This window comes from Oceanobacillus salinisoli (assembly GCF_009733865.1).
Taxonomy (GTDB): domain Bacteria; phylum Bacillota; class Bacilli; order Bacillales; family Amphibacillaceae; genus Oceanobacillus; species Oceanobacillus salinisoli.
In genome coordinates, this window is sequence record NZ_WOFB01000014.1 from 99930 (window position 1) to 112168 (window position 12239).

Annotated in this window: 16 protein-coding genes; 9 read left to right on the forward strand and 7 right to left on the reverse strand. The window is 36.4% G+C overall.

Annotated elements, in window-relative coordinates:
- Nucleotides 1-660: 660 nt before the first annotated feature.
- Entirely contained in the window at nucleotides 661-999 is a 339-nt protein-coding gene (locus GMJ66_RS10680) for a thioredoxin family protein (protein WP_156290305.1), read from the forward strand.
- 24 nt (nucleotides 1000-1023) lie between these two features.
- Here the strand turns inward: GMJ66_RS10680 and GMJ66_RS10685 are convergent, their stop codons facing one another.
- The 4 genes from GMJ66_RS10685 to GMJ66_RS10700 are packed head-to-tail and all read right to left on the reverse strand — an operon-like array spanning nucleotide 1024 to nucleotide 4143.
- The gene (locus GMJ66_RS10685; RefSeq protein WP_156290306.1) at nucleotides 1024-2217 is read right to left on the reverse strand and encodes a hypothetical protein; all 1194 of its coding nucleotides are present in this window, start codon (nucleotides 2215-2217) and stop codon (nucleotides 1024-1026) included.
- A gap of 13 nt (nucleotides 2218-2230) precedes the next feature.
- The gene (locus tag GMJ66_RS10690; protein ID WP_156290307.1) at nucleotides 2231-3070 is read right to left on the reverse strand and encodes a hypothetical protein; all 840 of its coding nucleotides are present in this window, start codon (nucleotides 3068-3070) and stop codon (nucleotides 2231-2233) included.
- Nucleotides 3067-3756 carry an ABC transporter ATP-binding protein gene (locus tag GMJ66_RS10695; RefSeq protein WP_156290308.1) on the reverse strand — a complete coding sequence of 230 codons (690 nt, stop codon included), beginning with the start codon at nucleotides 3754-3756 and terminating at the stop codon, nucleotides 3067-3069. Before GMJ66_RS10695 ends, GMJ66_RS10690 begins: the two co-directional genes overlap by 4 nt.
- A 12-nt stretch (nucleotides 3757-3768) precedes the next feature.
- Nucleotides 3769-4143, reverse strand: coding sequence for a GntR family transcriptional regulator (locus GMJ66_RS10700; RefSeq protein WP_156290309.1), 375 nt, complete (start codon nucleotides 4141-4143; stop codon nucleotides 3769-3771).
- 337 nt (nucleotides 4144-4480) lie between these two features.
- Between GMJ66_RS10700 and GMJ66_RS10705 the strand changes: the two genes are divergently transcribed.
- The 3 genes from GMJ66_RS10705 to GMJ66_RS10715 all read left to right on the forward strand — a co-directional run bounded on the left by GMJ66_RS10705 (nucleotide 4481) and on the right by GMJ66_RS10715 (nucleotide 6152).
- A complete protein-coding gene (locus tag GMJ66_RS10705) occupies nucleotides 4481-5245 on the forward strand; it encodes an exodeoxyribonuclease III (RefSeq protein ID WP_156290310.1) in 765 nt (254 codons plus the stop codon).
- Between the two features lie 84 nt (nucleotides 5246-5329).
- A complete protein-coding gene (locus GMJ66_RS10710; protein WP_156290311.1) occupies nucleotides 5330-5569 on the forward strand; it encodes a hypothetical protein in 240 nt (79 codons plus the stop codon).
- Nucleotides 5553-6152: a hypothetical protein gene (locus GMJ66_RS10715; protein WP_156290312.1), complete on the forward strand. Its 600-nt coding sequence runs from the start codon at nucleotides 5553-5555 to the stop codon at nucleotides 6150-6152. Before GMJ66_RS10710 ends, GMJ66_RS10715 begins: the two co-directional genes overlap by 17 nt.
- A 55-nt stretch (nucleotides 6153-6207) precedes the next feature.
- On the opposite strand, the gene GMJ66_RS10720 is transcribed toward GMJ66_RS10715, so the two are convergent.
- The 3 genes from GMJ66_RS10720 to GMJ66_RS10730 form a co-directional block, all read right to left on the reverse strand.
- Nucleotides 6208-7155 (reverse strand): MBL fold metallo-hydrolase, encoded by a 948-nt coding sequence (locus tag GMJ66_RS10720; protein WP_156290313.1) that lies wholly within the window; start codon nucleotides 7153-7155, stop codon nucleotides 6208-6210.
- A 261-nt stretch (nucleotides 7156-7416) separates the two neighbouring features.
- Entirely contained in the window at nucleotides 7417-8772 is a 1356-nt protein-coding gene (locus GMJ66_RS10725) for a tripartite tricarboxylate transporter permease (protein ID WP_156290314.1), read from the reverse strand.
- A gap of 3 nt (nucleotides 8773-8775) precedes the next feature.
- The gene (locus GMJ66_RS10730; RefSeq protein ID WP_156290315.1) at nucleotides 8776-9036 is read right to left on the reverse strand and encodes a hypothetical protein; all 261 of its coding nucleotides are present in this window, start codon (nucleotides 9034-9036) and stop codon (nucleotides 8776-8778) included.
- A gap of 161 nt (nucleotides 9037-9197) precedes the next feature.
- Between GMJ66_RS10730 and GMJ66_RS10735 the strand changes: the two genes are divergently transcribed.
- The 5 genes from GMJ66_RS10735 to GMJ66_RS10755 all read left to right on the forward strand — a co-directional run bounded on the left by GMJ66_RS10735 (nucleotide 9198) and on the right by GMJ66_RS10755 (nucleotide 11945).
- Nucleotides 9198-9812, forward strand: coding sequence for a spore coat protein (locus GMJ66_RS10735; RefSeq protein WP_156290316.1), 615 nt, complete (start codon nucleotides 9198-9200; stop codon nucleotides 9810-9812).
- 119 nt (nucleotides 9813-9931) lie between these two features.
- Nucleotides 9932-10735 (forward strand): TIGR00266 family protein, encoded by an 804-nt coding sequence (locus GMJ66_RS10740; protein WP_156290317.1) that lies wholly within the window; start codon nucleotides 9932-9934, stop codon nucleotides 10733-10735.
- A 102-nt stretch (nucleotides 10736-10837) separates the two neighbouring features.
- Nucleotides 10838-11038, forward strand: a complete 201-nt coding sequence (locus GMJ66_RS10745) for a YfhD family protein (protein ID WP_156290318.1) — start codon at nucleotides 10838-10840, stop codon at nucleotides 11036-11038.
- A 114-nt stretch (nucleotides 11039-11152) separates the two neighbouring features.
- Nucleotides 11153-11602: a YueI family protein gene (locus GMJ66_RS10750; RefSeq protein WP_156290319.1), complete on the forward strand. Its 450-nt coding sequence runs from the start codon at nucleotides 11153-11155 to the stop codon at nucleotides 11600-11602.
- A 97-nt stretch (nucleotides 11603-11699) separates the two neighbouring features.
- Nucleotides 11700-11945, forward strand: coding sequence for a DNA alkylation repair protein (locus GMJ66_RS10755; RefSeq protein WP_156290320.1), 246 nt, complete (start codon nucleotides 11700-11702; stop codon nucleotides 11943-11945).
- Nucleotides 11946-12239: the final 294 nt, after the last annotated feature.

The window sequence follows — 12239 nt, forward strand, 5'->3', positions numbered from 1 at the left end:
CAATTGCCTTTTTTTCATAATGCTGTTTTCTAAAAGCTCTTCTCGCAAAGTTTGTTGTTATGAATAGATATAAACTTTGGACTAACATTAAGTAATGTCGGAGCAAATCTACTACTGGACCGGGAAGTCTTATATATGAACGCTCCTCTCCCTTTTATGAGCGGAAATTCTTATTTATGAGCGCTCCCCTCCCTTTTATAAGCGATAGTGGCCGGAAGTTTATTTAAAATACGACTTTCATTAAAATGCAACAATCTTTTAGAAAACAGCCTTTCTAAGAAAACTGGGACTGCAGTTACCGCCCCACCAAAGATTCTTTTCTTTTTGCAGAAAAATTTTATTCCAGACTTGATATAAAATAGGTCTAACTTTACATCTTGTTGGAGTAATAATTACCGCTACGGAAATACACTACGCTCACCTAAAAAAAGGAAAGCCAGTATACCGGCTTTCCACCAAAGAGAACGAATCATGGATTGAAGGAAAAACTCAATCTAAACAATTTCTTGTCTAGATTTAATATATATATATTCCATCTAAGTGGACTTGTATAGTTTGCCTCCCCTAAGATATATGTACAATTTTGTTGAGCTTCCACTTATTATAGAAATTCAGTAGACTGGTATACTAAATAAAGAACATTTCTGATGAGGTGAACATATGAGAAGCTTTAAAGAACTTACCAACATGGATATGGTGGAACAATTTATCCAAGACAATACCTTATCTTTTCTATATATTTCCCGACCAAATTGCAGTGTCTGCCACGGACTCCTTCCACAAGTACAAGCATTATTGGAAAAATACCCAGAGATACAATTAGGCCATATTAATACAGAAGCAGTAGAAGCGGTTGCTGGGCGCTTTAACATATTTACAGTACCTGTGCTTTTACTTTTCGTCGAGGGCAAGGAATTCATTCGGGAAGCACGCATCGTTCATATGGATCTATTGGAGGATAAACTGGATAAGATATATGAAAATGTGGCTGGCATATAATCAAGCCAGCTACATTTCCTTAAATTATTCAACGATTATTTGATTAAAATCTAAATAACCATCCTTGAAGCTTTGCTGATCCGTAGATTCTACTTTTCCTTCATAAAGCAGCTCTTCCGTTTCTGTATCGATAACCAATACGTTTGCTCCCTCATCACCGAAATTCGTAATATACATGTTTCCATTTTTCACTATAGGGAAATAATTCATATCATACACTTCTTCTGTTGTTTGTATGTCTATTGTATTTAGTTCCTGATTTTCGATATGATAGGCTGTTATTTGTAACTCCTCTTCCTTTGTCTCGATAAAGTATATAGTCGAACCATTTACGTGTACTATATTCTCAATCCCTTTTAATTTATCGGGAAGGTCGATTTCCACTAATTCATTGGCAGCATATTCGTAAGCAATATATTCTGTTCTTGTATGCATGGAAGAATCAGCTCTATCATCTTGTTCCACATAATCTAACCGAAAGACAAAATAGTCCTCCTGCCCAATACTTGAATAACTGTTTACTTCCCCCAAATGGGTCCATTCGCTGCCAGTGTAGTCTCCCTCATTCGAATAGATGACATCATCACTAATGATCTTCTGATTTCCTATATCTACACGATATACATGAAATTCCTCTGTATCTGATTGAGATGGACCACCTGAATAAAAATTACGTGTAACAATAGATAACTCATCTTGAATCATTTGAACATCCTGTATATTCATATACTGATAGTTCTTATCAGGTATGTTGACTTGAAAACTTGTGACATCCTTCGTATTCTTATCCAACATCTCTACTTCAAAGGAAGTTTCATGATAATCAATCCCAAATGGCCCTACATGTACTAGCCATTCTTCATTTTCAAAAAAGGTGGGAATACTCTCCCCTTTTCCGCGCATGAAATTGCGGTAGTCTTTCTGAAGTCTTTTAATCTCAGAATCTATATATAGACCCGTGAGTCGATCCATATAAGATAATTCGCTCTGATAAACACTGCCTTCCCTGGTAATCTTTAAATAATCTCCATAGCTATGATTATTACTGACATACCGGGTGATTAATGTTAAATCTTCTACTGCTTTGTCATCGCCGCTTATTTTTTGTATGGAAAAATCCGGATAATTATTGCTTGCTAAACCTGCTTGAACATAATATGTTCCTACACTTAAAATAATAATTGTAAAAATACCTATTAATTTCCAGTATCGCAACATTCTTCCCCCTCCCTTAAACCGTTACCTTCTGATTGATAAGGTAATTGCTCAGCCAAATAGAAAAAACGGTAATAAGTAGTCCTAAGATAATTTCTAATACAAAAATCTCACTTGGATATAAATAACCAAATCCCCAATAAATCTCTGCCATAATCGGAAATAAAAATACGGTTACGGCAACAAAATAATAAACAATACCAAATATAATTCCTTTTATTCGAAAGCTTCTTTCAAACAAAATAGAAGTAAACAATATAAATACCATCATAAATCCGATTCCATAATTAATAAGAAACTGAACGAAACTATTAGGAATAAGAATTTGAAGATATCCATAGCCAGCTCCATTGATGATCTCATTTAAGGGCATATCCATCCGCAAATCTACAGGTATGATTGATTTGAATATCGTATTTTCAATTGGAAGTAAAATAAGTTGAATCCCTACCAATCCTAATACCATTAAAAAGATTGCAGTTGCTTTTGCCAGAAACACGTTTAACCTTGCTGTCGGCAGCATCAGTAAACGATAAATAAACGTATTTTTCCCAAACCAGTCCCTGTACCAAATTAAAAAACAATAAAAAATTAAAGCAGCTGCACTTAAAGCAATCGGAATCATAAACCAGCCTGTTTGTAATAATTGATGTATACTTAATTTTCCATTTTGTGATATAAATTGCTCTAAAGACAGTGAATTTTCATATATAGCGACATTTGCCCGTTCTAAATAATCTCTGGATTTCAGAATGACTCCGGTAATTTGTGAAATGATAGTTAAACCGATTAACACGAAATAAATGTTTATAAATCGTTTTAATTCAAAATCAACTAATTTTAAATAGTTCTTCATCGCTGATAAACCTCCCTCATTACATCGACAACTGACTTCCCTTCGTTTTCACGCACTTCTTCTGTACTAAATTCCCTTAACACCATTCCATCATCAAGAAGGACTGCTTTATCGATTAAATGTTCAATATCATTAATTTCATGGGTGGTAATGATCACACCACGGTCTTCTACTAAATGACTCGTGAATACATTTGCAATTTGTTCCCGGCTGAAAATATCAATCCCAGAGAAAGGTTCATCCATGAGTAAATAATCAACATCTAAGGCGAGCCCCAGTAATAGATTAACCTTTGCAGTATTCCCCTTTGACAGGCTGGAGATTTTCTCATTTTCTTTTAATCGAAAGAATTCCAGTAATTCCTTCGCCCGGATTTCATTCCAGCTTGTATAGAAATCCTTCATAAATTGTAAAGCTTCCCCAATGGTCATTTGTGGCAGCATCGTTATCGCATCAGGAATAAAAGTGATTTTTTCATAGCTATGTTTATTTAACTTCTCTCCATCTATTAATATTTCACCACTTTTAAAGGAAGTAAGATTCATAATAGCATTCATAATCGTAGTTTTCCCTGCACCATTAATACCCATTAAACAGGTAATTTCCCCTTTTTCAGCCGTAAACGAAATCCCCTTCAGCACCTTTTTACGCCCAAAGTTTTTAGCTAGATCCTTTACTTCAATCATTCTATCTCCCCCCTAACCTTCTTCATCATCATGGTATTTCTCTTTGATTAACCCTACTACTTCATCGATTGGTACATGAATTGGCCGAATAGCCGATACAAAATTATTGACAGCTTCCAAAATTAATTCTTCACGCACATTGTCGATCACTTTTTCATTCTTCGTTATTTTACTCGGACTATTCCCCTCGGTATAAATCAAACCCGCTTCCTCCATTTCCTTATACGCACGCTGCGCTGTATTTGGATTAATTTTTAATTGAGTTGCCAATTCTCTTCGTGATGGAATTTCCTGTCCGGGTTCAAAGTGGCCAGTTGCAATTTGTTCTTTAAAGTGCCGAACGACTTGCACATATACTGGATCCCGTTTATTAAATGTCACTTTCATAGCAACAGCTCCTATATTCTTCTCTGTTGTTTCCGCGTATTACAACCATCATACACTTTGCGTATAAAAAAAGTGTATGAGTCACTTCATACACTTTCAATAAAAAATATGTATGAAGGATGTAGTACACCTTCGAGTTGTATTATATGATTCATACACTATAAATGTCAACCGTATTTCAAAATATTTTTCAGGATTTCCTAATCATCCTTGATTTAACCGGTTCAGAGTTATGTCTACGATTATAGTATTTATGTTAAAATTGGCTTATCTTGAGAAGCTTAATTCTACTAGTACTAGAATATATATTGAACAGGAAGAGGAGAATAAACCACCAATGAAACTCGTATCTTGGAATGTAAACGGACTGCGTGCATGTGTCCGAAAAGGATTTTTAGATTATTTTCATGAAATCGATGCAGATATATTTTGTGTTCAGGAAACGAAATTACAAGAAGGGCAAATAAACCTAGAACTTGAAGGATACCATCAATATTGGAATTATGCAGAAAGAAAGGGCTATTCTGGTACAGCTATCTTTACGAAGCAAAAACCGCTGTCTGTTTCCTATGGAGTCGGGGAAGAAGAAAATCAGGAAGAAGGCCGAATCATTACTTTAGAGTATGACGAATTCTATTTAGTTAATGTTTATACCCCAAACGCAAAAAGAGATTTAACGCGGTTAGCTTATCGTTTGCAATGGGAAGACGAGCTCTTTGCCTATTTAAGACAGCTTGATGAAAAAAAGCCCGTGATCTATTGCGGAGATTTAAATGTAGCTCACAAAGAAATCGATTTAAAAAACGATAAAACCAATCATGGTAATTCAGGGTTTACGACAGAAGAACGCGGCAAAATGACCAGACTCCTGGATTCCGGATTTATCGATAGTCTCCGTTACTTTTACCCGAATAAAGATGACGTTTATACGTGGTGGTCGTATATGAAGACGATTCGTGAACGAAATGTTGGCTGGAGAATCGATTATTTTATCGTTTCTGATCGGATAAAAGATTGGTTAACCGATTCACAAGTACATTCTCATATTTTAGGCAGTGACCATTGTCCTGTTATGCTGGAATTAGATTATCGAAATAAATAGAGGTTTAACCCAAGCATTATAGATAATATTTTCGTAATGTTGTAAAATAAAGATAATGAAATATGTGCAGGGTGGTGGATTCATATGCGTTCGGTTAAGATGAGTAAAATAGAAAGAAATATTAAAACAAATCGGCAAAATGTAAATGCGCAAATTCAAGAAACTCACAATAAATATCCACGTATAAGAAGAAGCAGACCAAGAGATTTTGATGAACGGAATGCTTTAACACAAATTACTAAAGCAAGTATTGAACGTGCTAAACGTGATGGGAAAATGAAAATGATTGGAAAGCAGAAGATGTATTATGATCCAACTGAGTGAACTGAAAAATGAATTTGCCGAACTTATTCATCTGCCCAAACATGAGAGAATGCTCAAACTAACTGCTCTATTAACTAGCTATTTTAAAAAAGATAAGATTAAACCTATTATTGTCGGTGGACTATCCGTTGAAATTTATACACGTAATAACTATACAACTTATGATATTGATTTAATCACCGATGGGCGTGAAAAATTTGATAAGTTATTAGTACATGAGCTAGGCTTTTTAAAAAAAGGCAGGAGTTGGTATCATCGGCAATTAGAAATTTCCATTGAAATACCAGATAATTACTTGGAAGGAAATAGCAAAAAGGTATTAGAAATAGAATTAGACAACGGCCATCATATTTTTGTAATTGGAGTTGAAGATATCATTATTCACCGTTTAGAATCAGCAATGGTATCACATCCAAATAACCCTGAATGGACGGATGATTATGAATGGGCTGAACGAATGTTTTTTATCCATAAAGATGATAAAGATATGATGGATATAGATTACTTGCTGCAGGCCTCCGAAAAAGCTGATGTTCATTTTATTATTAAAAACTGGTTAAAAAATCTAAGAGAAGATATTTAAAGAGGTAAACACCAGTGAGCTATCTCATTTAGTGTTTACCTTTTTATTGTTCTCACTAATGCTTCAGCTTTTGAAAATAATCAATAATACCCAATGAGCTAACTTGCATATCCAGATTTATAATAATATAAATCTCATGCTCATCCGCTATTCCCTGTTCTCTGAGGTATTCTCTTACTTTTTCCAATAACCTCCCAGCAAGGGTATCATAGCCTTTTTGTTCCGCTATCGTCTGCTCTCCCCCTTCAACAAATACATCCAGCCACTCGGTAACTTGACGTAAGGCATTCTCTACGTTTTCTGTCATTCCAAAATGACCAAAATAAATTCGTTCAAGATTCATCCTCTTCATTCGGTCAATCGATTTTTTCATCTCACTCGGATCGAAATGATTTGGAGAAGTGGTAGGCAAGAAGAAATCTATTCCTTGCTGTGAAAGCAATTCATAGCGAATTCCCGCCGTATCACCCGTAAACATCCCATGACTAACAGGATCGTAAATGCTAAAATGATGCTTAGCATGACCAGGTGTATCGAAAAATTCCAACGTACAATTCGGCCCTATTTTTAGTGTATCCCCTTCTGATTTTACAAGTAAACGATCCTCTGGAACAGGCAGGATTGGATCAAATAAATCAGAAAAATTATCGCCATATATTGCTCTGGCACCTGCTGCTAATTTTCTTGGATTGATTAAATGCCTTTCCCCTCTTGGATGTACAACCACCTTTGCATTAGGACATTCTTTAATTAATAGCCCCGCACCACCTGCATGATCCAGATGAATATGGGTAACGATGATATACTTCACTTGCTCTAGTTTATATCCAAGCGACTCTAAGCCTTTTTTCACATATTTAATCGATGGGCTTGGGCCAGTCTCCACAAGTGTCAGCGCTTCTTCATTAATGACATATGTACCTGTACGATTGGGAATATCCATATCAAACCCATCGATTAAGGAAATACGATCATCTAATTGAATCGGATCTTTCTCCTTCATTTGCAGCTTCCCCCTCTGCTCCTTATACATTCTTTCTTTTATGTTAGCATAGATCAATCTAACTTACTTCATAATTATTTATACATTTCTCTCTTCTTTTAAAAAGGGTCTTTTCGTAGGATTTGTTGCTGTTCGTTTACCTTATAATTGGACGTTAAAATTTCATCTACGTCCAACCCACTTCTAAGCTAAATGGTAACACTTTTCTAACATGCCAGAAATAACAAATAGACACAAACCCCTTTGTGCCTATTATTATTTTCAGAGAACTAATTGACTTACCAGCCAAGGTGCTGCATACAAGATCATAAATTGCACACCATAATTGACACCCCAGCGATGCAGGATTCCTGCCACCAGGCCAATTAACAGCACACCAAAAATGTTAATAACCCCTGCATCCATATATGCTAACATTAACACAAGGCCAAAAAATACTCCCAGCAATGCTTCGTGTGGTATGTACTTAAAAACAAAGGAACAAATTTGCTGTGCATATTTCATCGTTACAAAATATGTAATGCTAATTGCAATAATCGCTCCGATGACCGTAGCAATGACAAATTCATTCATCGATAATAGATGATGCAAATTATGATCCTCATTAAAAACTGGAGGAGCATTAAACAATGCCATCCCAGGTCCTAGTGCGGTTGGGGACAATGGAGCTCCAATAGCAATCAGTGGAATTAAAATTCCGGCAATATAGCCAGCATTCGTGACACTGTCCATACTGGAAATTGCACGGGACGCTCTTTTAATGGGATCTTTAATACGGCTTGTTAGTGTTTCCCCAAGGAATATGGTCATACCTACAGGACTCATAAAAAACGTAAAAATCCCTAAAACTGATGCACCTGAAGAGGACATCACTTCCTTCTTATCCAAAATCTTAAATGGATTTGGAAATCCCTTTATCGGTTTTTGCCGTTTTAAAACAATCTCATTTTTATATCTCCGTGGCATTTTTTCCCGCAGTTCTTTATTTAGTAATTCAAATAACCGCAATATGACTGGACCAATCGTTATCCCTAAAAAGAAAGATGTAAAAACATTAACATCTTCCGGCACAGCGCCTATTCCCCAATATAAATGTCTTAGCCCTTGAATTAACAATGCAAAAGGGACGATGGATACAAGTGCCAGCCATCTATTTTTTGACATTAATGCTAAAAATACTGCTCCACCAAGGAAAATTTGACTGGAGTAGGCTGCTAATACATCTCCTATAGGTATAAGGAGATTGGCGAGAAATAAGCTTAATGGCACCGAAATAATAGTACCAATCACCGATCCGGATGCCATTTTGCGTATACTTACATTGGCCAGTCCATGTTTTTTCAGAACCATGGCATGTTCAACCATTGGCGCTGACATGACTCCACCAGGAATTCCAGCAATGGCAACAGGAATGGAATCTGTCAATTTTTTTGCAATTATTGCTGACATAAAAAAGGATAAAAGGACGATCGGTTCCATCCCAGATAAAACTAATATTAAGGTTACTGGTGCTAAAACAGCTGTTTCATCCGTTCCTGGAGCTATACCAATTAATGTGTACAAAACTGCTCCAAATATAGCTGCAATCACCATTTCAAAAATTAATGAAAATTCCATGTATTACTTCTCCTCATCTTCAAATCGTAATATTCTTTTCGGCTTAAATATAATGCTGCAAACAATAAATCCAATAACTACACCTCCGAGTCCAAACAATAATGGTTGCTGGGACTCATTAGGTGCAATCAAATATCCTCCAAGTGCAGCACCGCTACATATCATCATACTAATTACTAAATCCCTTATATTTACGACATCTTCCCATACTTCAATATTGTCAGCTTTTTGCTGATTTGTACTTACTTGTTGTTTATCGGTCATTCTCTCCCTCCTTTCCTACTTATTTTTTGTGTTAAAAAAATTATACTGAATGCTGGAAATAAGTACAAACCAAAAATTGCTTGTTTTTACAGTTTTAAAACAGAATAAGGACCTGTTTCTTGTTAAAAATAAGCTTGACTAAATTCAAGGAGGTCATAATATTGCATACTCAACAACAAAACCAAAATTTACAGGGTTCTTCTCAAATTCCCGACCAATTTAGTCATGGTGGACATGAACTTTTAGATGCGCACGAAGCAATTGGTGGATTAGTCGGTGGCATGGAGCAATATTTACTTTATGAACAGCACGCTCAAGACCCCGAATTAAAAACAATGATTAACAAGCATAAAACGTATTTAACTCAGGTGTACAATTCCATTGTTCAGGCTATTCAAACTGGGAAAGAGCCGAATGTGAAAACACAAACGTATCATTTCTCACAAGACAGCAACAATACAATTTACGGTATGGAGCCTTCCCAGCCTAAAACACCTGCACAATCTGTTAATGAAATTAACGATGAATGTATTACTGGTTTTATGGCGGGAGCATTAAAATCCAACGCATCTGCTTTTACAATGACTGCCCTTGAATCAACAAACCCTGTAGTAAGAAGAGTATTTGCAGACTGTATCCCAAATATTATTGAGATGGCATATGAAGTATTTTTGTACCAAAACAGAAATCAATATTATCAAGTACCACAATTAAAGCAAGAGGACATGCAAGCATATATAAACGGCTTTGCTCCTGCCCAAGGTCAAACTCATTAAAAATTACGTGCGCTCTATTATTTAGGGCGCACGTTTTTTCACTTCTTAGAAAGTTTTTGAATCTTTCTAAACACTTAAACGTATGAATATGTAGTTTAAGTCGAAAGGAATGGTAATATATGAATAATCATGAGATTGATTACAAATTATATGGAGACGACATGCAATTTGTGGAAGTGGAACTGGATCCACAGGAAACCGTTATCGCTGAGGCAGGCAGTTTAATGATGATGGATGATCACATTAATATGGAAACCATTTTTGGAGATGGTTCCTCCAATAACGGCAATGGTATAGTTGGCAAGCTACTTGGTGCTGGAAAACGTGTACTAACAGGGGAAAGTTTATTTATGACAACCTTTACAAACACAGGTACAGGGAAAAGGCGGGTCTCCTTTGCATCTCCATATCCTGGTAAAATTATTCCAATGGATTTAAGCGAAATAGACGGGAAATTGATTTGCCAAAAAGACGCTTTTCTTGCCGCTGCAAAAGGGGTTTCAGTCAGAGTCGAATTCCAGAGAAAAATTGGAACTGGATTTTTTGGCGGCGAAGGATTTATTATGCAAAAAATGGAAGGCGATGGAATGACCTTCGTGCATGCAGGAGGAACCATTCATAAACGCGAATTATCCGCAGGCGAAACATTACGTGTTGATACTGGATGCCTTGTAGCTATGACAGGGAATGTGGACTATAACATTGAATTTGTTGGCGGAATTAAAACAGCGTTATTTGGTGGAGAAGGCTTGTTTTTTGCTACACTTCACGGGCCTGGAACGGTTTGGATTCAATCGCTTCCTTTCAGCAGATTGGCAAGCAGAGTGTTCGCTTCTGCCCCACAACGTCCCGGATCCAGTTCCAAAGGAGAAGGAAGTATTGCTGGTGGTTTATTCGACATATTGGGTGGAGACAGAAGATAAGCATTGGCTGAATTACCATAATATGTTCCAGTATTTTGGCGTGTAGAATAGTGCTTTTACACACATACTATCTTTGTAAATTCCTTTGAAGGGGTGGTACACATGGGTGGCAGAGATGATCACAAAAAGAAAAGAAACAATGTGTTAGCACAAACTCCAAAAAATCAATTATCCGATGGAATTGATATCGAGTTCTCAGAGGAATTAGCTGATGCCGAGGATAGAGAAGCACAAGCAAGAAGCCGTGCTGCGGATCGGCGTGCAAAAGATATTAACTCTAACCCGACACTTCGAAATGGCTAAGATAGATTAAACGTAATATTTGGACTAACTCCTATAAAACTGGAGTTAGTCCTTTGTTATTCATTCTAAAATCGGGTAAATTATACATAACTACAAATAAAAGGATTGAGTGGTATGGCTGACAAAAATGTAAATGATTACTTAACAGAAGGAATGTATGGCACACGGTTACCAAAAGAAGATGAAAGAAAAAAATACTTAGGCACGTTAAGAGAACGTATTGTCTTAGCTCTTACTGTTGGTCAAGTAATGACAGATAAAGGAATCGATAAATTAGAAGAAATGATGAAAGAAAATAAAGAAGCCAAATTACTAATCAATGGACAGGTTTCCACACGCTTTATGTCGAAGGAAAAAGCTTTAGCTAATAAATATAATATACCATATACTATCATAACGAATGAGGAGAACAGTACAGACATTGGTGCAGTGTTAACCTATGATTACGCTATTGACAAAGAAGATATCTATTTGAATGATAAACTCGAAGAAATAGAAGCAAAAGAGGAAAATAAGGAAAAGCAAGGGTCCTTCTTTTCCCGAATGAAAACCTGGTTTGAATAATGATGACATTTCTAAATCTAGTGCCCATTTTTGGTGTACTAGATTTTTTCATAAGTTACATCTAATGAGGAATAATAACCCCAGGAGGTGTTTTGTAATGAGTCAAGCTTATCGTTGTCCAAATTGTAAAACAAACAGTTCACGATTTAATCTTATTGAACAAGTAGCTAAGCCAGTAAAATTAGATTCTGACACTGGTGAAATTATCAATGACTATACCAATGAAAATGTGGAGGTGTTCCATCACCTTTATAAAGGACCGAAATATCGTATACAATGTGCGTCATGCGGATTAATCGAGGATGAACATACATTTGCGAAATTTGCAGAATACAACAGATAATAATGCTTTAGAGACATTGCTCCCTAGTGAGTAATGTTTTTTAAGAGGATGTTCAAAAAGTCCGGTGAAAAGGACACATCGACAGAGGACCTTCTACTAAACCGCCCACGTCCTTGAAAAAGAAAAGCACTTTTTCTGCGTGCGATGTATCGCTGACGAAGTGTTCCTTGTCCTGTGGGCAACGTAGAAGTCACAACAACACGCGCAAGCTCGTTGGTTCGCTTTTCCGCTCCTCATGTACCTTTTAATGTAAACTCCGGTGCCGGGAGCTTTCGCCGCCTCGAACTTCTCGGT